Here is a 23,798-nt window from a genome sequence, read left to right as displayed (position 1 = left end):
GCCCCTCAGTCAGCGTGGTGCTGAGCTTGTGCGGGCGGTGCGAGCGGTCCTGCACGTCCTCCCGGTTCCTCCACTTCCTGGCCGTTTGGCGGCTGATGTTGTAGCGCTCGGCCAGGTCTGCCAGGCTAGATTCGGACTCTCGAATCTCTGTGCGGGTCAGAGGGGTGGTGCGGGCTCGGGCGTGGACTTGGCTCATGCGACTTTGACGACCGACTGCTCGGCCTTGAGGGTTCGGATCAACTCTCGCAGCACGTCCCTGGCTTTGAACAAGGCCCAGCTGCGAACGGGAACATGATCACATGGGACCCAACAGGTAGGTTAACTGTCCGCCATTAATCTGGAACGGTGTCCGCGATCAGCGTGGAACGGCGTGCTGGGTCAGGCCTGGGATGCTCTCCGGCGCAGCGACTCGCCCTTGAGCGCAATCGTGTGTGAGCCGTGCATCAGCCGGTCCATGATGGCGTCGGCGATGGTGGGCTCACCCAGCCATTGATGCCAGGCGCTGCTGGGCATCTGGCTCGTGATGAGCATGCTGCGGCAGCCCACCCGGTCGTCCTGCAGCTCAAGCAGGTCCCGACGCTCCGTCGCGTGCGTGGTTAGTCCGCGTTCCCCTTGGTCCCCGTCCTTGGCTCCACCCACTCCGCCGCCGACAGGTCAGCATTGTTCGCAGGCTTCATCGCTACTACGACAGGGTCTGACTTCTCCAGTGGGTGCATCATCGGCTTCGGCTCCTCGCCTTCCCGATGCGGGCCGTCGGTCCGTACTGGCACCGACGGTCAGACTCGAGATCTCCCGGTTCCCGATCAAGGAGCGTGCGGGCATGCCAGGTTCTACGACCCCGCCTCGTCCGCGCTGCGCTTGCGATGGCGCGCTGCGCGGTATTGCCCTCCACAGTCTGGAGAGTGTCAGCACCCGGGACAAGAACGATATCGAGGCTCAATGGCTGGCCTACGCGTACCCCTGCCGACGCTTCGGCCAAGTCCTCGCGGGCGTGACCGCACGGCTTGGGGCCAATGCGGATCGCTACTCCTTCATTGCAGTGGACTTGCACCACCTACTCCTTGCCGGTTTAGCCGGCGCACCCAGACCACGTTTTCGCTCCAGCGCTCGACCACCGACTCATCGCTCTCATTGAACGCGTGCTTCAGGAACGGCAGCGAGAACATTAGCCGGATCGGCAAAGCTGCGTGAATCAGGCAGCAACTATCTTGACGCGCCGGGGGGCAAGGAGGTCTTGATGAAGTCCATAAAGGCACCCCTAAGTCTAGGGTCTTGAGGCGGGCTCGCGCGTTCATAGGTTGCTGTCGCTTTCCATCGCAACCAGCTGCTTCGGGAAGGACTGAATCGTGGACCAGACGCAAAAGGCATCCCGTCAACTCACCGCGAGGCGTGTGCGCAAGCCGCGCCCGTGGATGACGCCCCTGCAACTGGAGGCCTACCTCCTTGCGCGTGAAACGCTGCGCCGCATGAGCAGTGCGGCGGCGTCTTCACGGCAGGGCGGCAATGCAAGTGCTGAACCAGGGAGGTCCCCTTGAAAAGTCTTTCGCTGTTCCTAGTTCACCCCTGACCGGTCGGAATGTCCCGGCCGGTGAACACCTCTGAACGGAGATCAAGCCATGTTCAATTCATTGCTGAACCATCCGAACAGCCTGTTCGGACATTTCGACCGCCTCCAGCGTGAGCTCGACGACATGCTCTTCGGCCTGTCGTCGTTGCCCAGCAGCATCCGCTCGGTTGCCACTGGGACGTTGCCGCAGATCAATGTTGGACGCACACCGCAGAGCATCGAGGTTTATGCGTTTGCGCCCGGCCTAGACGCCAGCAAGATCGAGGTGACGCTCGACCGTGGCGTGCTGCGCCTGAGCGGGGAGCGTTCGCAGCCGGGGGACGGCAACGAGCGCCAGCGCGTCTATGCCCGTGAGCGCGCGTCGGGCCGCTTCGACCGGTCCGTTTCGCTGCCTGAGGACATCGATCCAGAGCACGTCAAGGCGAACTATCGCGACGGCGTCTTGCAGGTGAGCATTGCCCGCCGTGAGACAGCGAAACCCAAGCGCATCAGCATCCAGTAAAAGCTGCGAAAGGAGTCGACATCATGAGCAAGGAGATCACCCAGACCGACAAGCAACAGCCGGCCGTTGAGCCCTCAGGCGACCGGGCCAACGAACGCGCCGCGTCCCCCGCCGTTGACGTGCTGGAAGATGAGACCGGCATCACGTTGCTGGCGGACATGCCTGGTGTGTCGCGCGACAACCTCGACCTTCGCGTCGAGGGAGACGCGCTTCACATCGAGGGGTGCGTGCAGGCGCCGACGCCGGCGGGGCTGGAGGCCATCTATGCGGAACTCCGTGTGCCGCGTTATCGCCGCAGCTTCACCCTCAGCCGCGAGCTGGACACGGCTCGGATCGATGCCAACCTCAAGGACGGTGTGCTGACGCTGCGCATTCCCAAGCAGGTGCATGCCCAGCCACGGCGCATCACGGTGAACGCCGCGTGAACGGAGGGCCGAAACCATGACCAATCTTGCTGAGCAATTGAAGCATGGAGCCGGCCAAGCCTGGGAATCGCTGTCGGAAGGCTGGCGCGAGTTGGGCGCCCGTGCGAGCGGGGCCCTGACGCGTTTCTGGCCTGGCGGCGATGACCCACCGCTGGCGAATGCCAGCGGCGAAACGCCGGCAGCGCAGGCGCATGAAGACCGCTGGCTGCCGCCGTCGCGCTGGGCGTTCATGGCGGTAGATGTGTTCGTCTCGACCGACAGGCTGCTCGTGCGCATCGAGGCCCCGGGAATGGATCAGGACGACTTCCAGATCGAGATGAGTTCGCCGGAGTTGCTGAGCGTCTTGGGGCGCAAGCGCCATGACAAGGAGCATGCGTCCAGCGTCTATGCGCTGGTGCAATGCGCCTACGGCACCTTCCGGCGCGACATCCGTCTGCCCGTGCCGGTTGACGTCGAACGCGCGAAGGCCACCTACGAGGCCGGCGTGCTGCGCATCGAGCTGTCACGCCCAGATGCGCGGCCGAGTCGACGCATCGAGGTGCGCACAGTCTGAGGCCCCACGAGCCGGGCGACGACTGCGTCGCAGGCCAGCAGCCCCGTCCGTCTCGCGCGGTGCTGCTGCACGCTCGCCCGGCCCATGGCTGGACAGCTGCCTCTAGAAATGCGAGACGGTGCTTGCAGGAACTTGGCAGCCCGCTGGCCGCCCCTTGTCACCCATGATCATGCAGGTTGAGAGCTTGGGCAAACCACCGGCGGCGTGTCGCTGACGCCACCCCCGCGTAGGTTCTCGCTGCTCCTACGTTGGCCTGGCTTCTCGCCCCACGAGCGAAGGCGCGAAGGCGCGGTGCCGTCCGTCCACCAGCAGCTGCAAGCGCCCTTGCCGTACATCCCTGAAGCCTGGGGATGGCCGTTTCACAAGTCCATGTTTTTGGCCCCGTGCCCTGTGAGGCATTTTGCGCACGCGCACATTGGCGAACGCAGCCAGCGAGTCCTTGGCGTCCAGCGGGATCGAGGAGCTCAGCGTCACGCCGGCGCACAGTAGGCGTCCGCCAAACACATCTTGACGGTTGCGGCCCGAGGAACGGCGTAGGCCCCCGCCTATGACACCGGGCATCGCAATCGGCCGGCGGCAGCTTGAGTTCAGCCCTGTGATGTGTGCAGAGCGGGCGATGTTCCGCTCTGCGAGCGCAGGCAGGGTTGCTTGTTCGTCCGCCCATGCTCTGCGGTACAGGTGCGACCTCGAAATCGCGGCGCGTTTACCCCGGCGCCCATGCAACACATATGCAATACACTCACCACATGAAGACCGCCATCCTTCCCCAAGTGCGTGTGGAGCCCCAGCTTCGAGCCGACCTTGAAGCGGTACTGCGCGACGGTGAAACTCTGTCCGAGTTCTTAGAAACGACAGTGCGCCAAGCGGTGGACTACCGGCGCATGCAAGCCGAGTTTGATGCCCGCGCTGAGGCGGCCTGGACGCGCTTCCAACAGACTGGCGTTGGCGTGCCGGCAGGAGAGGTCATTGCGGAGTTGCGCGGGCGGTTGGAAGCTCGGCGGCGTGAACTGGAAGGCAAACATCGACCGACCGGCGCATGACCTTCACGGTCATTGTCGATCCCGAGGCGAGCGCGGATTTGCTCAGGCTGTACGAGTACCTGCTTGAGCGCGCGGAGTACGTTGAGGACCTGGGCATTGCTGATCGTGCGCTGCAGATTCTCGAGGAGGCGATAGCCTCGTTGGCCAAGGCACCGTTCCTATTCCGAAGGGCCACTGGATCGCACACAGCACTTCGTCGCGAACTGGTCGTGCCTTTTGGCGCTTCGGGCTATGTCTTGAAGTACGAAATCGCTTCGCCGGAGCTTGTCGTTGTGCTGGCCGTTCGACACCAACACGAAGCGGACTATCACTGACCTGCGCCTCGCTAGCGATGATGCCGGTGCGCCGGCAACGCAGGGCGCCCACGGTAGCCCCGCCGAACCCACCTTGACGGCTGCAGTCCAGGCACCGATGCAGATTCACCACCCCTGACACCGGTGATGGGATTCGGCTTGCGCGGCGGCAGCTCTATTTCAGCCCTGCTGCGACCAGCGGTTCGGCAGCAGCTCGTCGATCCGACCAGCAGGCATGGACAGTCATCCGCACAGGACGCCGTCAGGCGACATCCGTCGCCGGGCCGTTAAAAACGGGGCCGAGGCCCCGTTCGTGCTTTCAGGCGCAGTGCCGCCTTACCAGTTCAGACCCAGCGTGTAGGCCCCTGTGCCGCTGTAGCGCTGCACATGCACATACAGCGTGATGGCGGCGCTACCGCCGTTGGCGTAGCTGGTGCTGTCGACCTGGCCGGCCGCGCGTTCGCTGCGGGCCAGGATGGTGCCCGAGCTGTTGCGGATATAGAGGTCGAAGTCCGCGCTGCCGCTGGCCATCGTCAGCGTCGAGGCCAGCGTCCTGCCGGCCGGCAGCGTCACCTTGAAGTAGTCGGTGTCGCTGCTGGAGCCGATGCTGCCGTTGACCGTGGCCGGCGATGCCACCATGTTGGCCGTGGCCCGCGTGTTGTTCGACTCGGTCTCGTTGACTGCGCCGGTCGGCGGCGGCGTGGTGCCGCCGGTGATGGCCTGCACGGCCGCCTGCGCGTTCAGGATGCCCGCGCCGCAGCCGGAGCAGCTGCCCGGGAAGGCGCGCGCACTGCTCTGCAGCGCCGCCTTGATCTGGTCTGGCGTGGCCGTCGGCTTGGCGCTCAGCATCAGCGCCGCGACGCCCGCCACGTGAGGTGCCGCCATCGACGTGCCCTGGTACCAGGCGTAGTTGTCCGCACCGGGCGCCTGCGTGCCGGCATTGAGCGTGCTCAGGATGCCGTTGCTGCTGGACGAGCGCACGTCGCCGCCGGGGGCGGCCAGCGTCACGACGTTGCCGAAGTTGGAGTAGTAGGCGCGGGCGCCGTTGCGATCGGTCGCCGCCACGGTGATGACGCCCGAGCAGTTGGCCGGACTGGAGTTGCTGGCGTTCTGGTTCTCGTTGCCGGCCGCCACCACCACCACGGAGCCACGCGAGCGCGCGCTGTTGATGGCGTTCTGCGAGGTCGTGTCGCAGCTGCCCCCGCCGCCCAGCGACAGGTTCAGCACCTTGGACGGCGTGGCATTGGCGGGCAGGCCGGAGACGGTGCCGCCCGACGCCCAGATCATGCCGTCGGCGATGTCGGACGTGTAGCCGCCGCACTTTCCGAGCACGCGGATGGGCTGGATCTTGGCGTTGAACGCAATGCCGGCGATGCCGGACGCGTTGTTGGTGCGTGCCGCGATGGTGCCCGCCACGTGCGTGCCGTGCCAGCTGGAGCCGTAGGCCGGGTCCCCGGCCGCGCACTCGTTGGCAGCGGTCCAGTCGCCCGGGTCGCTGGGGTCGCTGTCGCGCGCGTTGCCATCATTGGCGACGGCGGTGTCCTTGATCATGTCGTAGCCGGCCACCGTCTGGCCCGACAGGTCGGCGTGCGGGCGGATGCCGGTGTCGATGACGGCCACGACCACGCCCGTGCCGGTCGCCAGGTCCCAGGCCGCTGGCGCGCGGATGCCGCCCGCCGTCTCGTAAAGATCCCACTGCGAGGTGTAGCTCGTGTCGTTGGGCGTCATCAGCGCGTACATCTTGCGGTCGGGCTCGGCGTAGGCGATGTTGGGGTCGGCCGCCTGCAGTTCGGCAGCGACGCGCTGCAGGTCGGCGTTGGACAGCTTGCGGTCCAGCTTGAACACATGCGCGCCCGTGCCCGTCTGGCGCAGCAGGCCTGCACGGGCACCGCGCAGCGCCAGGCGCGCGTTCAAACCCGCCAGCCGCGCGCTCATGGCGTTGGCCGGCAAGGCGCGGGCGCGCAGCACGCGGGTATCGGCCGTGTCCGCCTCGGACGCGTCGCGGTAGCTGACGATCAGCCGGTCCGTCACCGGGGCCGCGCGCTGGACGATGCTGGCAATGCCGCGATCAACGTCGGTGTTGGACACGCCGGCGTGGGTGACGCCGGCTGCCAGCAGCCCGCAGGCCAGTGCAAGCAGGGTCTTCTGGTTCACAAAGCTCATGTTGGTAGTTCCGCAAATGTCGCCGTGGCAGACGGCGCGCCGTCCCGGCCCGTGGGATCACCACGAGAAGCGCCACCTGATTCACGGTTGGCTGGCGAGGCGGTCCTGATCCCGCTTGCACGCCAACCCGGCACCTTCCGGAGCGACCCAGTGTGTCGATTTGACGAAGGGACCCTTGTCACTGGGGGCGGGGACGCAAGTCACCCGATGGGGCAACACCCGATGGCAAGACAGCATGACGAATGACATGTGCGGCGTGCCTGCAATCCGGTCGCAGTTCGTGCAATTCGGTGCCGCTTTTCCGCATGCCATCGCATCCAGCAGGCAACTCATCGCGTGCGCCTTGGGTGCCTGCAACGGTGGGCCTAGCCTGACGACAGGTCGACGCGTTTCGTGTCCCCGTTCAGGCAAACCAAGGAGTCCCGCCATGTCCACCCGCTACTCGCTGTCGCAACGCACCACCCCGCAGAACACCCTCTTCGCCGCGCTGGCCTGTGCCATCACGCTGACGCTCACGGCCGGCCCCGCGCTGGCGCAGAGCCCGACGCTGGACCGCGTGGAAGTCAGCGGTCGCATCGTCGAGGCGCCGGCGCGCTACGACGTGGCCGCCCAGTGCCGCAACATCGGCGCACAGCTGGAAGACGCGCTGCAGACCACGTGGGCCAGGCAACGCGCCATCGGCAGCGTCCGCGTGCAACTGCTGATGGAAGAAGGCCAGATCACCGCCGTGAAGGCCCGTGGCCTGTCGTTCCCGGTCGCACGCGCGGTGCGCAACGCGGTGCAGGATCTGGACTGCGGCCCGCAGAAGCTCGCCGGCGCGCAGATCTACCGCTTCGCCGTGGACTTCGTCGACCCCGAGGCGCGCCGCTACGACAGCAGCGATACACGCATCGCGGGTGCTCAGTCCCGTGTGCGCGTCGCGCTGGCCAGCGAGTGAGCAATCGCCGCGTCGACCGCCTCCAGGGGCCGCGCCAGCACCGGCACGGCCTCGCGTCGCGCGGCGGCCCAGATGGGCGCGGGGAACTGCGCATCGCCGTCGAAGCGCGCGATGACATGCCAGTGCAGATGCGGCACCACATTGCCGAGCGAGGCCAGGTTGACCTTCGTGGGCGCCAGCAATGACCTTAGTGCGCGCTCGATCTCGGTGACAGCGTCCATGCACGCGTGTCTATCGGTGACGGACAGGTCGCTGAACTCGGCGACATGGTCGTTCCAGATCAGCCGGTAGAACGCCGGATGCGCGGGCTCGTCGAGCACGCGCACGACACGGAACTGGGGCGTGCGCGCGACGACGAGGCCGCCGTCGGTGCTGCAAAGCGGACAGGACATGGTTCAGCCTTTCAGGACCCAGCCCAGCGACAGCACGTAGCGGCTGCCGCCTTCGACGCGCGTCACGCTGTGCTCGCAGGCGTCGGGGCGAAAGAACTTGATGCGCCGGCTCTGCCAGATGGGCGTCGCGCAGACGAATTCGCCGCCGCGCGGCGAGGCCTTCACCACAACGTTGAGCCGGTAGTGGCGCCCGGCCTGCACCGGGTCGGTGTGCGGCGGGATGGCGCTGCCTTCGGGGTAGCGGATCAGGTAGCTGTCAAACGGCACGGGCCAACGCGCAGTGAGCAGCAGCATCTTGTCGTAGCCGCTGCCCTGGCGCCCGCGCTGCCACCGGAAGGCGGCGCGCAGGTAACCCGCAAGCGTCACACCAGCACCCGCTCGATGCCGCCGTCGTTGGCCTTCTTGACGTACTCCGGCATCCAGTTCTCGCCGAGGATCTGGCGGGCCATCTCGACGACGATGTAATCGGCTTCGAGCAGGCCGTTCTGCAGGTCGTCCTGGTAGCGGCTCAGTCCCTGCAGGCAGCTCGGGCAGGACGTCAGGATCTTCAGGTTCTCGTTGGCGCCGACCTTGCCGGACTCGCGCAGCTGCGCTTCGGTCTTGAGCAGTTCCTCTTCCTTGCGAAAGCGCACCTGCGTCGAAATGTCAGGCCGCGTGACGCCCAGCGTGCCGCTCTCGCCACAGCAGCGCTCGCTCTTCACGACGTTCTCGCCCACCAGCGCCTTCACCGTCTTCATCGGCTCCTGCTGCTTCATCGGCGTGTGGCAGGGGTCGTGGTAGAGGTAGCTCTGCTTGGAGGCCAGCGTGATGCCCTTCTCCAGCAGGTACTCGTGGATGTCGATGATGCGGCAGCCCGGGAAGATGTCTTCGAACTTGTAGCCCTGCAGCTGGTCGAAGCAGGTGCCGCAGCTCACCACCACGGTCTTGATGTCCAGGTAGTTCAGCGTGTTGGCGACGCGGTGGAAGAGCACCCGGTTGTCGGTGATCATCTTCTCTGCCTTGTCGAACTGGCCCGAGCCGCGCTGCGGGTAGCCGCAGCACAGGTAGCCGGGCGGCAGCACCGTCTGCACGCCGGCATGCCACAGCATGGCCTGCGTTGCCAGGCCCACCTGGCTGAACAGGCGCTCGGAGCCACAGCCGGGGAAATAGAACACGGCCTCCGTCTCCGCGGCGCTCTGCGGCGGCCGGATGATGGGCACGTAGTCCTTGTCCTCGATGTCCAGCAACGCACGCGCCGTCTTCTTGGGCAGGCCGCCAGGCAACTTCTTGTTGATGAAGTGGATGACCTGTTCCTTGATCGGCGCGGGGCCGACGGTCGCTCGAGGCGCGTTCGTCTGCTTGCGACCCGCGGGCCTGAACAGGTCCACGGCCACTCGCTGTGCCTTCATCGCCACGCCCACCATCGCCGTGCGGGCCAGCTTGATGGTCTCCGGGTTGGTCGCGTTCAGCATGAACATCGCCGCGGCGTTGCCGGGGCGGAAGCTCTTCTGGCCCATCTTGCGCAACAGGTTGCGCATGTTCATCGTGACGTCGCCGAAGTCGATCTTGACCGGGCACGGCGTCAGGCACTTGTGGCAGACCGTGCAGTGGTCGGCCACGTCCTCAAACTCCTGCCAGTGCTTGATGGACACACCGCGACGCGTCTGCTCCTCGTACAGGAAGGCCTCGACCAGCAGCGAGGTCGCCAGGATCTTGTTGCGCGGCGAGTAGAGCAGGTTGGCGCGCGGCACGTGCGTGGCACACACCGGCTTGCACTTGCCGCAGCGCAGGCAGTCCTTCACCGAGTTGGCGATCTCGCCGATGTCGCTCTGCTGCATGATCAGCGACTCGTGCCCCATCAGCCCGAACGACGGCGTGTACGCATTGCGCAGATCGGCGTTCTTCAGCAACTTGCCCTTGTTGAAGCGGCCTTCCGGGTCGATGCGCTGCTTGTATTCGGTGAAGGGCGCCAGCTCCTCATCCGTCAGGAACTCGACCTTGGTGATGCCGATGCCGTGCTCGCCGGAGATCACACCGTTCAAGGACCGCGCCAGCACCATGATGCGAGCCACGGCCTCGTGGGCCGTCTGCAGCATCTGATAGTTGTCGCTGTTGACGGGGATGTTGGTGTGCACGTTGCCGTCGCCGGCATGCATGTGCAGCGCCACCCACACCCGGCCGCGCAGCACGTCCTTGTGGATGCGGCGCACTTCGGCCAACAACGGCTCGAACGAGGCACCGCTGAAGATGGCCTGCAGCGGCTTGAGGATCTGCACCTTCCACGACGCGCGCAGCTCGTGAGTCTGCAGCCCGTCGAAGAAGCCTGAGCTGTCGATGCCGTCCAGCCACTGCTGCCACAGCGCGCGCACATCACGCAGCAAGGCCATCGCCTGCTGGACGCGGTCTTCCAGCAGCTCGGCGCTGGGAATCTCGCCGGCGTCGTCGCTCTTGCCCAGTGGCAGCTTGCCCGCGGTGAACAAACCCGTCAGCGCGTCGACGAGCTCGAGCTTGTTGCGCAGCGACAGCTCGATGTTGATGCGCTCGATGCCCAGCGTGTACTCGCCCATGCGGTCCAGCGGGATCACCACGTCCTCGTTCACCTTGAACGCGTTCGTGTGCTTGCTGATGGCGGCCGTGCGCTTGCGGTCCAGCCAGAACTTCTTGCGTGCATCGGCGCTGACGGCCACGAAGCCCTCGCCCGAGCGGCCATTGGCCAAGCGCACGACTTCGGACGTGGCGCGCGCCACTGCATCGGCATCATCGCCAACGATGTCGCCCACCAACACCATCTTGGGCAGCCCGCCGCGCTTGCTCTTGGTCGCGTAGCCCACCGCCTTCAGGTAGCGGTCGTCCAGATGCTCCAGGCCGGCCAGCAGCACGCCGGTGTGGGCGATCGAGAACATGTAGTCCTTGATGTCCACGATGCTGGGCACGCAGTCCTTCGGGTTGCCGAAGAACTCCAGGCAGACCGTGCGCACGTGCGCGGGCATGCGGTGCACGATCCAGCGCGCGCTGGTGATGAGTCCGTCGCAGCCTTCCTTCTGGATGCCCGGCAGGCCGGCGAGGAACTTGTCCGTCACGTCCTTGCCCAGGCCCTCCTTGCGGAACACGCGGCCCGGGATGTCCAGGCGCTCGGTGCGCTCCAGCACCCGGCCGCCCGCATCGAAGTAGCGCAGCTCGAAGCTGGCCACTTCCACGTCGTGGATCTTGCCGAGGTTGTGGTTCAGGCGCACGACCTCCAGCCACTTGGCCTCGGGCGTCACCATGCGCCAGCTGGCGAGGTTGTCCAGCGCCGTGCCCCACAGCACGGCCTTCTTGCCGCCGGCGTTCATGGCCACGTTGCCACCGATGCAGCTGGCCTCGGCCGAGGTCGGGTCGACCGCGAACACGAAGCCGTTGGCCTCCGCCAGGTCCGCCACGCGCTGGGTGACGACACCGGCCTCGCTGAAGATGGTCGGCACTTCACGGTCCAGGCCGGGCAGCTTCAGCATCTCGACGCCGCGCAGCGCTTCGAGCTTCTCGGTGTTGATGACCGCGCTGTTCCACACCAGCGGAATCGCGCCGCCCGTGTAGCCCGTGCCACCGCCGCGGGGAATCACCGTCAGGCCCAGCTCGAAGCAGGCACCCACCAGGCTGGCCATCTCGGCCTCGGTGTCCGGCGTCAGAACGACGAAGGGGTACTCCACGCGCCAGTCGGTTGCGTCCGTCACATGGGACACGCGCGACAGGCCGTCGAACTTGATGTTGTCCTTGGCCGTGACCTTTCCCAGCCGCTTGGCCGCGCGTTTGCGCAGGTCGGCCACGTGCTCGAACATCACCGCGAACTGTGCAACCGCCTCGCGCGCGGCCACCAGCAACTCGCCCACGTACGCGTCGCGTTGCGGATCGGCCACGGCGTCACGCCGCTTCTCGACCTCCGCCAGCCGGTGATGCAATGCCTCGATCAGCAGCACACGGCGCTTGGGGTTGTCCAGCAGGTCGTCCTGCAGGTAAGGGTTGCGCTGCACCACCCAGATGTCGCCCAGCACCTCGTACAGCATCCGTGCGGACCGGCCCGTGCGCCGTTCGCCGCGCAGCTTGTCCAGCAACTCCCAGGCACGGGAGCCCAGCAACCTGATGACGATCTCCCTGTCGGAGAACGATGTGTAGTTGTAGGGAATTTCACGCAACCGGGGGGCTGCGGTCTCGTGCTCGGTGGCGTTGAGCATCAAGGGGTGCGGAGCGTTCATGGCGTCCGGCGCGGCTGCACCAGCGGGAGTCGAGTCAGGGCGCATCGCCACCGGAAAACCCGACAGCGGCAAGGGGCGGAATGCTAACCGAGGGCGCTTTCCCCTACCCTCCCAGAGGCCGGCGACTGGGTTGCCTTGCGACGAAGCGCGGCTATCCTCGCCAACATGTCCTGCACGCCCGATCCTGAGCCCGTCGCTGCAGGCACGGCCATCGTGGTGATTCCGGGCATTGGCGGGCATCCGGCCTTTCACGCGGACCTGATTCGTGCGTTGCAGGAGGCGGCGCCCGTATTGACCCAGCCCCATGGCGACTTCTTTGCGCCGCCCTGGAGCGACCTGCAGGCCCACGTGGCCCACTGGCGCGCTTTCATTGAACAGGCAGGCGCCCAGAGGATCGTGTTGGTCGGCGTCTCGTTCGGCGCCCAGGTCGCCCTGGCTGTTGCGAGGGCACTGGGGCGACGTCTGGTCGGCCTGCTGCTGATCTCCTGGTGGCCGATCGGCTGGCTCGAGCGTGCTGCACTTCGGGCCTTGCACGCCCTGCCGCCCACGCCGCTGCAACGCCTGTTGGGCCGTTGGGCGTTCCGTTGGTCCGAACTCAAAAGCGACGATCCCGCCGCCTTGCGTAAGACCCGCACAGCGCTCTACGACAACGAGGCCACCGTTCAGGCCCGTCTGTGGGCCAGGCTGATGTGCTGCCGTGAGGCCCGGATGGCGCTCGTGCCGCCGATCCGGGCGGCGGTCCACCTCGTCTACGGGGACCGCGAGCTGGCGCGCCTGCGCGCCACTCTGATCCACACCCGGCTTCGCGCCCTTGGTACGCTGCATCGGGTGCCGGGCGACCATGCCGTGTCCACCCGCGCGTCACCAAATTTCGAGAACACCGTCCTTCGTCTGGTGCGCCAAGCCCTCAACCCTGCCGAGACCGTCGCATGACTGCCAAGTTCCTTCGTGGCTTCATTCCGTTCACCGTCAGCACAGGACTGTTCTTTGTCCTCTGGGGACTGAAGATCACCGACGCCACCTTCTCGCTGATCTTCGCCTTTCTGCTTGAAATCGTGCTGCTGTGCCACATCGCCCTGCAGCGAGTGGACGCGGTCCATGCATCCCTGGGAGACATCGCCGCCGTTCGAGGCCTGGCGGAGGTGCCGACTCACATCCGCAACGCCACTCGACTCGAGAGTCGTTTCAATCCTGCCATCGCCGACTGCCTGGTCCGCGACTTCGCCAACCAGGTGGGCCAAATGGGACGCGGACTTCAACGCCTGTCCCCTGATCGCTTCATGCTCGTGGCCGCCACCATCTACGGGCGGCTGCGCGAGGGCGATACGCTGATCGCCACCAGCTATTTCGCCGGAGGCGACTACTGGAAGGAGCGCTACGGCAAGGAATACATGCAACTCAACCGTGATGCCCATGCCCGCGGCGCCCGCATTGAACGCATCTTCGTCCTGCGCGACGAAGGTCACCGCGCCGAAAAGCTGCCCATCCTGAAGAGCCAATCCGAGTTCGTCTCCGTCTACACGTGCATGCTCGACAACCAGGCACTCAACGAGGAAGAACACCGGGACTTTTTCGTCATCAACGACGACATGGCCGCCGAGTTCCACTTCAGCCCCAACCAGGTGTTGCTGGGCGTTGACCTGATCACGGACAAGCTGGACGTCCAGCGCCTCAAGACCATCATTCTTCGCATCCGCAACACGGCGGCGACGCCTTTCAAGTCCAACGAGTAGCGAGGGCATCTTGTCTTGGCCGCAACCCACTCGCATCTTCGTCACGGGGGGAACCGGCTTCCTTGGCCGCAACCTCCTACCCGGGCTGATGGCGCTGTTGCAGGGGCCGACCGAATGGACCGTGCTGACCCGACGCCCACCTCCGGGCGCGCCAAGCGGAGTCCGCTACGTCAGCGGTGACTTGGCTCAGCCACAGACCTGGCTGGACGAATTGCGCCGCCACGACCTGGTGATCTGGCTAGGCGCCGACCGCGACCACCGTCAGTCGCTGTCGCGGCTGATGGCCGTCAACGTCGACGCCGTTGCCGCGGCCATCAAGGCGTCGCAGGCCTCCTGCATCAGGCATTTCATCTATGTGAGCAGTGTTTCGGCGGTGGATCAGGCCAGCGACCCTTTCGTGCCCACCGACGAACTGAGCGAGCCATCTCCCCACACGGACTACGGTCGCTCCAAGCTGCTGGCCGAGCGGCTGGTGCTTTGCTCGGGTCTGTCCGCCACGGTGTTGCGGCTGCCTTTCCTGTATGGCCCGGGTTTCGCGCCGACGTCCTTTCTTGCCTGGTGCCAGCGAGCAGCACGGGGGCGTGTGCTGCGACACATACATCTCCCGGGCACGCTGAGCCTGTTGTTTGCACCGGACGCTGCCCGCGTGATAGCCACGGTCTTCGCGAACCGCGTGGCCGACACGAGGCCTGAGGTCTATTGCGTATCGGACGGTGTCATCCATGGCATGGAAGCCATCGTGCAGGCTGTCGGCGCGCTGCACGACTGCCCTGCCGCCACACGTTCGATCCAGATCCCGTCATGGGTGCGTCGCCTGTTGGGCTGGACTCCCTTTGACTACTGGCAGCATGCCGCACTCTCCGAGAACTTCTTCGCCGTCGACTCGCAACGCCTGCAGGCAAGCTTCCCGGAGCTGCAATTCACCCCGCTGCACGAGGGACTCAGAGCCAGCTTCCGCATCTGACCCCGGTCCTCACACACATGCGCCCCATGCCCTCCACCCTCTCGATCGACAACTCAGGCCTGCAGGTGCTGGGCCACCGCGGCGCCATCCTGCATGGTGGCCCGCACCATGAGAACAGCGCTGGCGCTTTTCAAGAAGCCTTGGACGGGGCCGACGGATTCGAGACGGATGCCTGCGTGGACGCCGACGGGGAGGTTTTTCTCGTTCATGAGGCGAAGTACGTCACCGCCGAAGCGGGCGTCGTGTATTGCCTGTCCGAGCATCTCGATCAGAGCAGCCAACAGTTGCTGGGCAACCGGCGCATTGACCAACTGCGCACGGCCGAAATGCTTCAGCTGCGTCTGCGCGATGGGTCCGCATTGCCCGCACTGCAGGAGGCAATTCGCTTGGTGGGCTCGCTGCCTGGCAAGCTACTCGACATCGAGATCAAGGGCTACGAGACGGTGCTCGCAGTGGTGCAGATCGTGGACGCTGCGCTTCAGGCACAGGTGCTGCAGCCTTCCCAGGTGCTGTTGTCCACCTTCAATCATCCCGCACTGTCGGTGGTTAGAGAACGCCTGCCGCAGTCGCCCGTCGGTGCGATCTTTCTGACACCGGATCAACCATCTGCCAGTCTGTTCCCCTGGCATCCCGGCAGCGCCGGCAGCTACACGCCGCTGACAGCAGCCACGCTGCGCGCACCCGAGTTGCAGGCCATCGGGCCCGACATCATCGTGGTGCCGGAGGAGATGCTCTGCGAAGCCACGCTCGATCTGGTGAGCGAGCACCTGCCACAAGCCAGGCTGATGTGCTGGGTCTTCACCGAACGAAAGAACCACGAAGCAGCCGACCTGCTCAGGCGGCTGCTGCGCCTGCAGTCCAGCGGACGTATCGCGGGCGTGATGGTGGATAACCCTCGAGACTTCAAGCGTGCTGCCCGCGCACACGGGATCCACTTGGCCACGCCGTGAAGCTCACCATCAAGCGCTGTCCGACGCAGCGCAGCGGCTGACCGCCTGCAGCATCCGCCGCGCAATCGCCGATCCCGTGGGCCGCCTCAGGCCATGATTCGCGCGTACAGGGCCGTGTCGCGCGGCGTGCCGTCTACACCCAGCGCGTCACGCCGCAGCACGCCTTCCAGCTCAAATCCACAGCGCTCTGCCACGCCGCGGCTCTTGAGATTTTTCGCGTCGCAGCGGATCTCCACGCGGCGGGCGCCCAGTCGGTCGAAGGCGAGTGACGTCAGCAACCGAACGGCCTCGCTGACATGCCCCTGCCCGGCCGCGTCGGGGCGTATCCAGTAGCCGATCTCGAACTTGCGCACCGACCAGTCGATGCGGTGCAGGCCGGTGCCGCCGAGCAGCCGGCCGGCGCTGCCGTCCGGGCGGCGTGCGTAGATCTGAAAGCACAAGTCGCGGCGAGCGATGAAGTCGGCGTGCATGCGGCGCACCACCAGCTCCGAGCTTTCGGCCGTCGGCGCCTCCTGCGCCCACGGCATCCAGGGCCGCAGGTGCGACAGCGACTGCGCAATGACCACGGCCATCTCCGCACCGAGGCCGGCGCGGGGCGCCTGCAGCACGGTGCGCTCACCCTCCAGGCGCTCCCGGACCTCGATCAGCAGGGGATCCGTATTCGTATTCATGCCGGCAGCACCTCCACAGGTTTGGGCAGTTCGCGCACGGCGCGCAGCGTCGCATGGTTCCATGCCCACACGGCCACCAGCAGGCAGCCGATGCCCGAGAACGCCAGCGTGGCGCGCAGGCCCAGGTGTTCGCCCATCCAGCCGCCCAGCAATGCACCCGGTGCGGCCGGCAGCAAGATCAGCCAGCGCACGGTGCTGGTCATGCGGCCCAGCATCGGCGCCGGCGTGACGGCTTGGCGCAGCGACAGGAAGTTGATGAACATCAACACCGCGCCCACGCCCCAGATGAACAGCATCGCGCCAAAGCCCACGACGCCCAGCGGTCCCGAGGGCGCCAGCGCCAGCAGCAGCCAGCCGAGGCCACAGGTTGCAAAGCCCACCACCAGGCAGGGCCCGGGGCCCAGCCGCTTGCTGATGCGGTGGCCCCACACGCTGGCGAGCACGGTGCCCAGGCCGATGGCCGCATACGACCAGCCCACCGTCTGCGGCGCCAGCTTCAGCTCGCGGGTCGCGAACAGGATTTGCACGACCAGCGCCCCGTTGTGGAACAGGTTCCAGGCCGCCACGACGATGGCCATGCTGACGAGCAACTCGCGCTCGCGCACGAAGCGCAGGCCTGCCTTCAGCTCGCGCCAGAAGTCCTGCGCCTGGCGCGGCGGCAGCGTCTCCTGCACGCGGATGCCGCGCAGGATCAGCGTTGACAGCGCCAGCATCACCGCGTCCACCGCCAGCGCCAGCGGCGCGCCCACCAGCTTGATCAGCAGGCCCGCGACGCCCGGCCCGGCCACCTCGGCGCCCGACGACGCTAGCGCGTTCTTCGCATGCGCCTCCACCAGCCGCTCACGCGGTACGACCTGCGTCAGCACGATCTGGCCGGCGCTGCCCGCTGTTGTGTGCACGGCGCCGATGATGAAGCCCACCAGATACAGCCAGCCCATGCTCAAGACACCCAGCACCGCCGCCAGCGGCACCGAGGCGACGGCCACCGCCAGCACGACCTCGCCGGCGATGTACACGGGCAACTTGCGCACGCGGTCCAGCAGCACGCCCGTGGGCAGCGAGAACAGCGCGAACGGCAGCACCTCCAGCGCCTGAAGGATGCCCATCTGCGTGGGGCTGGCATTCAGCAGCACGGCCGCTGTCAGCGGCAGCGCCAGCAGCGTGATCTGTCCGCCCAGCGAGGACACGAGGATGGAAGTCCAGAGCCGCCGGTAGACAGCGTCGCGCAGCAGGTCGCCGGGCGCGAGGGTGAGGAACTTGAAGGACATGACGCGAAGGGAAACTGCCAGGATTCGACGTGCGGGCAACGCCCGCGGGGCTGTGACGCGTTGGCGGCGTCAGTCGAGGTCGAGCAGCTTGGTCATGGCACAGATTCTAGGCGCGCAGCCGCGCCAGGGTCGCTGGCCTGTGCGCGTTCAGGCCGGTCAGGGCATGCCCGCCTCCTTGGCCACCGGCTTGACCGGCCCCCCTCCACCCCGGCGCGCACCGAGCGGAACGCAGCCTGCTCGACGAGGTGGTTGAGCTGGGCCACGACATCCATCCCTCGGATGAATCGGCTGGAAAAGTCCAGCCCAGCGCGAACAGAAAGGCCATCACAAATCGCGAAGGCGTGGTTGGTGGGAGAGCTGGCGATCTCAGGACGGAGCGCCTAGTCATCGATCATGGCATCTGCCCCTGGGGAGAGGTCGCCCCTCCACCACGGTGCTGGCATGATTGTTGGCTTGAATATTTGCTGGTCAGCAAATATGGCACCTATAGCTAATTTAGCCATTTGAACCTTATTTGCTGCCCAGCTTAAGTCGTGGAACGCCGCCGCGGCCCGCAGAGCCGTGGCAGCGATGTCGCCGCAGGACGCGGCAAGGGAAGCGGGAGTGCACATGCCCGCATCGTGCGCGCCGCTGCGCGCGCCGGCAAACCGGCCGGCACAAGTCGCTGCCGCGCACGTGTATTGCGGCGCGGCGCCCGCGCGGCCTCACCTGCCGACGGCAGCACCGTCGCGGCGCGGATCGCTGGCGGCCACGTAGCCCTCCACGCCCGGGTCGCCCAGCCGCCAGATGAACTGGCCGGCACCGAAATCCTGGTAGCTGTCGTGGATGTCGCCGATCTCATGGCCGCGTGCACGCAGCGCCTCGATGGTGGCAGTCGGCATGTGCGGCTCGACGTTGATGGACAGCCCCTCGTTGAAGCGCCAGCGCGGCGCGTCGCAGGCGGCCTGTGGGTTCTGGCCGTAGCAGAGCATGCGCACCAGCGTCTGCATATGGCCCTGCGGCTGCATGTTGCCGCCCATGACACCAAAGCTCATGACTGGCGCGCCGTCCTTGGTCAGGAAGGCGGGAATGATGGTGTGGAAGGGGCGCTTGGCCGGCGCGACCTGGTTGGGGTGACCGGGCTCCAGCGTGAAGCAGTGGCCGCGGTTCTGCAGGCTGATGCCATAGCCCGGCAGCACAAGGCCGGAGCCGAAGCCCATGTAGTTGCTCTGGATGAAGCTGACCATCATGCCCGACTCGTCCGCAGCGGTCAGGTAGATGGTGCCGCCCTTGGCGGGATTGCCGGCGCCGAACACCTGGGCGCGGGCGGGGTCGATCAGCTGGGCGCGCTCGGCGAGGTAGCTCGAAGCGAGCAGTTGCGCAGCACTGACCGTCATCGCGCCCGGCTCAGCCACGTAGCGGTAGACATCGGCAAAGGCCAGCTTCATCGCCTCGATCATCAAGTGCTGAGCCTCGGGGCTGTCGACCGCATGAGCCGTCACGCCGCACTGCTCCAGCAAGCCGAGTGCCATCTGCGCCGCGATGCCCTGGCCGTTGGGCGGGATCTCATGCAGCGTGTGGCCGGCGAAATCCTTGGCCAGCGGCGTGACCCATTCCGGTTGGTACGCAGCCAAGTCCGACTCGGTCAACGCGCCGCCCGTCTCACGAGCGAAGCGCGCCAACGCCTGCGCGATCTCACCCCGGTAGAAGGTCTCGCCCTTCGATGCTGCAATCAGCTTCAGGCTTCGCGCCGCTTCTTCAAAGCGGAACAGCTCGCCAACCTCGGGCACGCGGCCCTTGGGCAGAAAGGCCTGCGCAAAGCCGGGCTGGGACGTGAGCTCACTCAAGGCTGCGGCCATCGCCCATTTGCCCTGCACGATGGGCGGCACGGCGTAGCCGCGCTCGGCAATCTCGATGGCGGGCTGCAGCAGGTCCGCGAACGGCAGCTTGCCGAAGCGCTGGCTCAACGCCGCCCAGGCCCCCACCGCACCGGGCACGGTGACAGAACCCCAGCCGCGCTTGGGCATGACCTGACCCTGGAAGAAGCCCGGTGTCCATGCTGCCGGCGCCGGCCCCGAGGCATTGAGTCCGTGCAGTTGCCGGCCGTCCCACAGGATGCAGAAGGCGTCGGAGCCGAGGCCGTTGCTGCAGGGCTCCACGAGCGTCATGCACGCTGCGGCGGCAATCGCCGCGTCCACTGCATTGCCGCCCTGCCACAGCATCTGCAGACCCGCCTGGGCCGCGAGCGGGTGCGAGGTCGAGACGATGTTGCGCGCGAACAGCGGGCTGCGCCGGCTCGGGTAACCGGCGGTCCAATCGAAGCGGTGTGAGGTGCTCATGAGGGTTGATTCTGCGCGGTGTAAGGCTTTGCAACCCCGTCAACGCTGCGAGAAAAGAGGGCGTTGTCGACACAAGCTTTCGCGAAGCCCCGAGCAACCCCAAACACCCTGGAGCACCGAAGATGAACACGCTGAAGACCACCATCGCCACCGCCCTCATCACGCTCGCCTCGGGCGCCGCGATGGCCCAGACCCCTGCTGCCACTGCAGCCACTGCGGCTCCTGTCACCGAAGCCGCCATGGCCACCGCCGCAGCGCCGGCCGCCAAGCCCGCACCCGTTGCGACGCCTGCGGTTGCCGCCGCACCGGCTGAAGCCGCCAGCGCCGCCAAGCATGCCCACAAGCACAAGAAGAACCACGCCGAGGCCAAGGCCGCCGTCAAGACCGAGGCCAAGACGCAGTAAGCGCAACAGCGCTCCGCGCAAGGCCGCAGCCCTCACCGGCTGCGGCCTTCTTTTCTTGCTCGCCGGCTTTCGCGAACGGAGGGGCGGGGATCAGTCACCCGCCGTTGGCGCCTGAGAACTGCTCAGTCGGCCTTCAGCGGAAGCGTCACCGTCAGCTCGGTGCCCAGCCCGTGTTCCGACCGCACGGCGACGGTACCGCCATGCGCTTGCACAACGTGCTTGACGATGTACAGCCCGAGACCGACGCTGCGACTGGCGTTGTCCAGCTCCGAGCTGGCGCGCTGCATCGGTTCGAACAGGTTGGGAAGGAGGTCGGGGCGAATGGGCGGCCCGTCGTTCTGGATCACGAGCGCCACCATGCCACTGTCGACGCGCGAGCTGACCTTCACGACCGAGCCGGCCGGGCTGTAGCTGACGGCGTTGGACAAAAGGTTGCCCACGACCTGGGTCAGTCGACCGGCATCCCAGGACCCCTGCGCGTCGCCTTCGTACTGCAGCTCGAACGTGCGACCCGGATGCGCTATTCCAAACTCCTCGACCACCTGCCGCACCACGGCATGGAGGTCGCCGGGCTTTCGGGCCAGCGGGATGGAGCCACCGAGCCTGGCCTGCGTGAAGTCAAGCAGTTCGTGGATCATGGCGGTGACCTGGTCCGCAGACCTGTGGACGCGTGCAATCAGATCGTCGACGGTCCGCGGGTCGAGTCGCTCCCAGCGTCTGAGCAGCGTCGCCGTCATCTTGATCACCGAGACGGGGTTGCGCAGATCGTGACTGACGATGCCGATCAGGCGCTCGCGAAATTCGGCGGTCTGGTCCAGACGAGTCTTCTCCAGCGCAACCGCGGCCTGGTCAGCCAGTGCCGAGAGCAGCCATTCGTCGTCCTCCGGCAGCGAACTGGACGGCCGCATGGCAACGGCCAACAGGCCTGTCACCTCGCCGGCGACCACGAGCGGCACTCCCAGGAACGGCTCCTGCTCCGTGGTGCCCAGCAGCAGCTTCAGGCGCGTGATCAGGGCGTCCTGCAACGGCTCCTGGAAGTCGCTGTGCGCATCAACATCAAGGCCGAACGACGCACGCACGGCCAGCAGACCCTCGTCGTTGGTCAGCATGAGCACCACCCGAGGTGCATCGAGCAACTCGGCGGCGCGGTCGACCGTCAGGTCCAGCACTTCCTCCAACGAGACGGCGTAGGTGAGCGCGCGGCTGATCTCCGTGAGCTTGCGCAACTGCTGCGCCCTCTTGTTGACGTGAAACCGAGCCGATCCCATCACACGACTTCGATGCCGGCGGACGTGATGCTGAGCTCGTGCGCGTTCAGATCGTGCGCAATGCCGCGGGCCTTGATGACGCGCAGCGTGCGATGGGCCCGACGCCCTTCCAGCGTGATGCTCAGAAGGATGATGTTGTCGGCCAGGGCGCTCGTGCGGGTTTCGGAAAAGAGCTCCTGGCCGAAGGTCTCATAGGTGAAGACGCTGGAAACACCCATGACGGCGAAATGCTGTGCGAGCGCGTACAGGTAGCTGTGCAGTCGCTTGGTGTCGGTCGTGCTCATCAGCAGATCACCCACGGCATCCACGACGATGCGTTTGATGCCCTTGCCCTTCACGGTGCGATAGATCGAGGAGACGATGCTGTCGATCTGCAGTTCCACCGGCGAAACGTAGAGGAAGTGCAGCCCGCCATCGCGCGCCTGCCGTGCGTCAAGGCCCAGCGAATTCAGTTGTGCGTCGAGCTGCGTGGGGTTTTCTTCGAAGGAGACGTACATGCTCGGCTCACCCAGCCGCACGCCTTGCATGACGAACTGCATCGCCAGCGTTGTCTTGCCGGCGCCCGTCTGCCCGAGCAGGAACGTCGAGCGGCCACGGTACAGGCCGCCATCCAGAACGTCGTCCAGCCCGCTGACGCCGGTGGTCACACGCTCCCTGAGAAAGTCGTAGACGGGCGGGGTCGTCGGGCTGACCAGCCGCGGGAACACTTCCAGCCCGCCGCCGGTGATGCGAAAGGCGTGCAGGCCCTCCAGGTAGGAACTGCCGCGCAGCTTGAGCACGCGCAGAAACCGCTCATCCCGCGTGCCCAACTTGTCGCGAGCCAGTTCGACCATGCTGTCGGCAACGGCGAACTCGGGATAAGTGGAGACCTGGTCGGCGCTGTACTCGCCGACAAAGAAGGCCGTGGTTTCGTAGGCTGTCAGCAGGCCCGCGACCTCGTAGAGCATCTTGCGCATCTCCGGGATCGACGTGGACAGGTCGTGGATTGCCTTGAACGAGTCGATGACGATGATCTTGGGGCGGTGGGTGGTGATCGCTTCAGTCAGCAGCGCCACCAGCACGCCCACGCCCTGCTCCGACAGCTCGTGGCCTATGGAGCTGTAGTGAATGACGGTCCCCAGCTTGGACTCGTCAAAGAAGCTGAACTGCTGCAGGTAGCGCACCACCTTGTCAGCGGGTTCGGACAGGGTCGTGAAAAACAGGATGGGCCGACCATCGTCCTCGGCGTTGGCGAACATCAGTCGCTCCGCCAGGATGGTCTTGCCACTGCCTGGCTCGCCCATCAGGATGTTGATCGAGTTGGCGGGGAACCCGCCGTCCAGGATCAGGTCGAGCTCCCAATTGCCGGTAGTCAGCCGAGGCAATGCCGGCCGCTCGGGCGACGGCTCGACGGGCTCGTTGAGATGACCCATGGTGCTCTAACCTTTCGACTTGCGTCTTTTTTCGATGAGCGAGTTCACGGTGCTGAGCAACCGCTGTTCGGCCAAGGGTTTCATCAGGAAGGCATCCGCGCCAGCTTCGGCCGCCCGACTGCTCGCCGCGAGGATGCTGAATATCAGCACGGCGATGTGCTTCGTGAGCGGATCCGATTTCAGCTGCCGACACAGCGACAGGCCATCGAGCTTTGGCACCAGCACCTCGGTGATGACGATGTCCGGACTGCGTTCTCGCACGCGCTTGAGGGCCTCGTGACCATCGGTCGCGAATGCGACCTCGAAACCGGCTTCCGTCAGGAAGTGAGCTTCAAGCGCCCGAATGTGCGGATCCCGCTCGACGACCAACACCAGCAAGCTGGCGGCGGGTACGGTCGTCGGGTCGGCGCTGTCAGGGTTGGGTGCTGTGAATCTAGGTTCAGCCATGGGTGAAGCGGTGGGCCTTTCAAAGTCCTTCCGCAGCGTTGAAGGCTGAACGCCTTGTGTCGGCTGAAGTGCCTCCACTTGAGCATCGAATGGTCCAAGTGGCGAGCCGATGGTACGCCCCCCGGCGCGCTGCAGACCTGAAGCAACCCCATTGATCTTGTTGCCGAGGCCCCGACAGGCGGACTCCACCCGCGCACGGCAAGGCCTGCGAGCGCTGTTCAGGCACCCGCCATCGGTCTCAGCTGCGGCGTTCTGCAACAGCATGCCGACGAATCGTGAACTG

At 66.2% G+C, this 23,798-nt stretch carries 21 protein-coding genes and 2 pseudogenes; 11 read left to right on the top strand and 12 right to left on the bottom strand.

Annotation, left to right across the window (positions count from 1 at the left end; translation table 11 throughout):
* Positions 1-196 (bottom strand): annotated as a pseudogene (locus ACG02S_RS18200) (IS481 family transposase); the annotation flags it as partial.
* Between the two features lie 182 nt (positions 197-378).
* Positions 379-588: pseudogene (locus tag ACG02S_RS18195) on the bottom strand (ATP-binding protein); the annotation flags it as partial.
* Positions 589-1,616: 1,028 nt separating this feature from the next.
* Between ACG02S_RS18195 and ACG02S_RS18185 the strand changes: the two are divergent.
* From ACG02S_RS18185 to ACG02S_RS18165, 5 genes are all read left to right on the top strand, one after another.
* The gene (locus ACG02S_RS18185) at positions 1,617-2,069 is read left to right on the top strand and encodes an Hsp20/alpha crystallin family protein (RefSeq protein WP_394471893.1); all 453 of its coding nucleotides are present in this window, start codon (positions 1,617-1,619) and stop codon (positions 2,067-2,069) included.
* Positions 2,070-2,092: 23 nt separating this feature from the next.
* Complete coding sequence (locus ACG02S_RS18180; RefSeq protein WP_394471892.1) at positions 2,093-2,494, top strand: Hsp20/alpha crystallin family protein; 402 nt, start codon at positions 2,093-2,095, stop codon at positions 2,492-2,494.
* A 16-nt stretch (positions 2,495-2,510) separates the two neighbouring features.
* Complete coding sequence (locus ACG02S_RS18175; RefSeq protein ID WP_394471891.1) at positions 2,511-3,047, top strand: Hsp20/alpha crystallin family protein; 537 nt, start codon at positions 2,511-2,513, stop codon at positions 3,045-3,047.
* Positions 3,048-3,793: 746 nt separating this feature from the next.
* Complete coding sequence (locus ACG02S_RS18170) at positions 3,794-4,087, top strand: YlcI/YnfO family protein (protein WP_394471890.1); 294 nt, start codon at positions 3,794-3,796, stop codon at positions 4,085-4,087.
* Positions 4,084-4,401, top strand: coding sequence for a type II toxin-antitoxin system RelE/ParE family toxin (locus ACG02S_RS18165; RefSeq protein WP_394471889.1), 318 nt, complete (start codon positions 4,084-4,086; stop codon positions 4,399-4,401). Before ACG02S_RS18170 ends, ACG02S_RS18165 begins: the two co-directional genes overlap by 4 nt.
* 315 nt (positions 4,402-4,716) lie before the next feature.
* On the opposite strand, the gene ACG02S_RS18160 is transcribed toward ACG02S_RS18165, so the two are convergent.
* Positions 4,717-6,543, bottom strand: a complete 1,827-nt coding sequence (locus ACG02S_RS18160) for a S8 family peptidase (RefSeq protein ID WP_394471888.1) — start codon at positions 6,541-6,543, stop codon at positions 4,717-4,719.
* 427 nt (positions 6,544-6,970) lie between these two features.
* Between ACG02S_RS18160 and ACG02S_RS18155 the strand changes: the two genes are divergently transcribed.
* Positions 6,971-7,480 (top strand): hypothetical protein, encoded by a 510-nt coding sequence (locus ACG02S_RS18155; RefSeq protein WP_394471887.1) that lies wholly within the window; start codon positions 6,971-6,973, stop codon positions 7,478-7,480.
* On the opposite strand, the gene ACG02S_RS18150 is transcribed toward ACG02S_RS18155, so the two are convergent.
* From ACG02S_RS18150 to ACG02S_RS18140, 3 genes are read right to left on the bottom strand one after another with little or no spacing between them, the layout of a single operon-like run.
* The gene (locus ACG02S_RS18150) at positions 7,444-7,872 is read right to left on the bottom strand and encodes an HIT family protein (protein ID WP_394471886.1); all 429 of its coding nucleotides are present in this window, start codon (positions 7,870-7,872) and stop codon (positions 7,444-7,446) included. The genes ACG02S_RS18155 and ACG02S_RS18150 overlap by 37 nt on opposite strands.
* A 3-nt stretch (positions 7,873-7,875) precedes the next feature.
* Positions 7,876-8,238 (bottom strand): 2OG-Fe(II) oxygenase, encoded by a 363-nt coding sequence (locus ACG02S_RS18145; RefSeq protein WP_394471885.1) that lies wholly within the window; start codon positions 8,236-8,238, stop codon positions 7,876-7,878.
* Positions 8,235-12,080, bottom strand: a complete 3,846-nt coding sequence (locus ACG02S_RS18140) for a DUF3683 domain-containing protein (protein ID WP_394471884.1) — start codon at positions 12,078-12,080, stop codon at positions 8,235-8,237. Before ACG02S_RS18140 ends, ACG02S_RS18145 begins: the two co-directional genes overlap by 4 nt.
* 165 nt (positions 12,081-12,245) lie before the next feature.
* On the opposite strand from ACG02S_RS18140, the gene ACG02S_RS18135 reads away from it, so the two are divergent.
* Genes ACG02S_RS18135 through ACG02S_RS18120 form a run of 4 tightly spaced genes read left to right on the top strand, consistent with a single transcriptional unit; the run spans position 12,246 to position 15,727 of the window.
* Entirely contained in the window at positions 12,246-13,013 is a 768-nt protein-coding gene (locus ACG02S_RS18135; RefSeq protein WP_394471883.1) for an alpha/beta fold hydrolase, read from the top strand.
* Positions 13,010-13,813, top strand: coding sequence for a hypothetical protein (locus ACG02S_RS18130; protein ID WP_394471882.1), 804 nt, complete (start codon positions 13,010-13,012; stop codon positions 13,811-13,813). Before ACG02S_RS18135 ends, ACG02S_RS18130 begins: the two co-directional genes overlap by 4 nt.
* A gap of 10 nt (positions 13,814-13,823) precedes the next feature.
* The gene (locus tag ACG02S_RS18125) at positions 13,824-14,777 is read left to right on the top strand and encodes an NAD-dependent epimerase/dehydratase family protein (protein ID WP_394471881.1); all 954 of its coding nucleotides are present in this window, start codon (positions 13,824-13,826) and stop codon (positions 14,775-14,777) included.
* Positions 14,778-14,803: 26 nt separating this feature from the next.
* The gene (locus ACG02S_RS18120) at positions 14,804-15,727 is read left to right on the top strand and encodes a glycerophosphodiester phosphodiesterase (RefSeq protein WP_394471880.1); all 924 of its coding nucleotides are present in this window, start codon (positions 14,804-14,806) and stop codon (positions 15,725-15,727) included.
* 86 nt (positions 15,728-15,813) lie between these two features.
* On the opposite strand, the gene ACG02S_RS18115 is transcribed toward ACG02S_RS18120, so the two are convergent.
* The 3 genes from ACG02S_RS18115 to ACG02S_RS18105 form a co-directional block, all read right to left on the bottom strand.
* A complete protein-coding gene (locus ACG02S_RS18115) occupies positions 15,814-16,398 on the bottom strand; it encodes a GNAT family N-acetyltransferase (protein ID WP_394471879.1) in 585 nt (194 codons plus the stop codon).
* Entirely contained in the window at positions 16,395-17,666 is a 1,272-nt protein-coding gene (locus ACG02S_RS18110; RefSeq protein WP_394471878.1) for an MFS transporter, read from the bottom strand. Before ACG02S_RS18110 ends, ACG02S_RS18115 begins: the two co-directional genes overlap by 4 nt.
* A 704-nt stretch (positions 17,667-18,370) precedes the next feature.
* Entirely contained in the window at positions 18,371-19,984 is a 1,614-nt protein-coding gene (locus ACG02S_RS18105; protein WP_394471877.1) for a gamma-glutamyltransferase family protein, read from the bottom strand.
* 122 nt (positions 19,985-20,106) lie between these two features.
* Here ACG02S_RS18105 and ACG02S_RS18100 point away from each other — a divergent pair, with 122 nt between their 5' ends.
* On the top strand, positions 20,107-20,388 hold the full coding sequence (locus tag ACG02S_RS18100; RefSeq protein WP_394471876.1) for a hypothetical protein: 282 nt from the start codon (positions 20,107-20,109) through the stop codon (positions 20,386-20,388).
* Between the two features lie 122 nt (positions 20,389-20,510).
* On the opposite strand, the gene ACG02S_RS18095 is transcribed toward ACG02S_RS18100, so the two are convergent.
* The 3 genes from ACG02S_RS18095 to ACG02S_RS18085 are packed head-to-tail and all read right to left on the bottom strand — an operon-like array spanning position 20,511 to position 23,779.
* Positions 20,511-21,614: a GAF domain-containing sensor histidine kinase gene (locus ACG02S_RS18095; protein ID WP_394471875.1), complete on the bottom strand. Its 1,104-nt coding sequence runs from the start codon at positions 21,612-21,614 to the stop codon at positions 20,511-20,513.
* A gap of 41 nt (positions 21,615-21,655) precedes the next feature.
* The gene (locus ACG02S_RS18090; protein WP_394471874.1) at positions 21,656-23,068 is read right to left on the bottom strand and encodes an RAD55 family ATPase; all 1,413 of its coding nucleotides are present in this window, start codon (positions 23,066-23,068) and stop codon (positions 21,656-21,658) included.
* Between the two features lie 6 nt (positions 23,069-23,074).
* The gene (locus tag ACG02S_RS18085; protein WP_394471873.1) at positions 23,075-23,779 is read right to left on the bottom strand and encodes a response regulator; all 705 of its coding nucleotides are present in this window, start codon (positions 23,777-23,779) and stop codon (positions 23,075-23,077) included.
* Between the last annotated feature and the right edge of the window lie 19 nt (positions 23,780-23,798).

The sequence above is a fragment of the Pelomonas dachongensis genome (assembly GCF_043555865.1).
In the GTDB taxonomy this organism is placed as follows: Bacteria; Pseudomonadota; Gammaproteobacteria; order Burkholderiales; family Burkholderiaceae_C; genus Pelomonas; species Pelomonas dachongensis.
The sequence above is the reverse complement of the archived record's forward strand: the minus strand, read 5'-3'. Positions and strand labels throughout refer to the sequence as shown.

Bases quoted from the DNA above. Each gene is read 5' to 3' on its own strand.
- ACG02S_RS18185 (WP_394471893.1), top strand. From the start codon at position 1,617: ATGTTCAATTCATTGCTGAACCATCCGAACAGCCTGTTCGGACATTTC.
- ACG02S_RS18180 (WP_394471892.1), top strand. From the start codon at position 2,093: ATGAGCAAGGAGATCACCCAGACCGACAAGCAACAGCCGGCCGTTGAG.
- ACG02S_RS18175 (WP_394471891.1), top strand. From the start codon at position 2,511: ATGACCAATCTTGCTGAGCAATTGAAGCATGGAGCCGGCCAAGCCTGG.
- ACG02S_RS18170 (WP_394471890.1), top strand. From the start codon at position 3,794: ATGAAGACCGCCATCCTTCCCCAAGTGCGTGTGGAGCCCCAGCTTCGA.
- ACG02S_RS18165 (WP_394471889.1), top strand. From the start codon at position 4,084: ATGACCTTCACGGTCATTGTCGATCCCGAGGCGAGCGCGGATTTGCTC.
- ACG02S_RS18160 (WP_394471888.1), bottom strand. From the start codon at position 6,543: ATGAGCTTTGTGAACCAGAAGACCCTGCTTGCACTGGCCTGCGGGCTG.
- ACG02S_RS18155 (WP_394471887.1), top strand. From the start codon at position 6,971: ATGTCCACCCGCTACTCGCTGTCGCAACGCACCACCCCGCAGAACACC.
- ACG02S_RS18150 (WP_394471886.1), bottom strand. From the start codon at position 7,872: ATGTCCTGTCCGCTTTGCAGCACCGACGGCGGCCTCGTCGTCGCGCGC.
- ACG02S_RS18140 (WP_394471884.1), bottom strand. From the start codon at position 12,080: ATGAACGCTCCGCACCCCTTGATGCTCAACGCCACCGAGCACGAGACC.
- ACG02S_RS18135 (WP_394471883.1), top strand. From the start codon at position 12,246: ATGTCCTGCACGCCCGATCCTGAGCCCGTCGCTGCAGGCACGGCCATC.
- ACG02S_RS18130 (WP_394471882.1), top strand. From the start codon at position 13,010: ATGACTGCCAAGTTCCTTCGTGGCTTCATTCCGTTCACCGTCAGCACA.
- ACG02S_RS18120 (WP_394471880.1), top strand. From the start codon at position 14,804: ATGCCCTCCACCCTCTCGATCGACAACTCAGGCCTGCAGGTGCTGGGC.
- ACG02S_RS18115 (WP_394471879.1), bottom strand. From the start codon at position 16,398: ATGAATACGAATACGGATCCCCTGCTGATCGAGGTCCGGGAGCGCCTG.
- ACG02S_RS18110 (WP_394471878.1), bottom strand. From the start codon at position 17,666: ATGTCCTTCAAGTTCCTCACCCTCGCGCCCGGCGACCTGCTGCGCGAC.
- ACG02S_RS18105 (WP_394471877.1), bottom strand. From the start codon at position 19,984: ATGAGCACCTCACACCGCTTCGATTGGACCGCCGGTTACCCGAGCCGG.
- ACG02S_RS18100 (WP_394471876.1), top strand. From the start codon at position 20,107: ATGAACACGCTGAAGACCACCATCGCCACCGCCCTCATCACGCTCGCC.
- ACG02S_RS18090 (WP_394471874.1), bottom strand. From the start codon at position 23,068: ATGGGTCATCTCAACGAGCCCGTCGAGCCGTCGCCCGAGCGGCCGGCA.
- ACG02S_RS18085 (WP_394471873.1), bottom strand. From the start codon at position 23,779: ATGCTGTTGCAGAACGCCGCAGCTGAGACCGATGGCGGGTGCCTGAAC.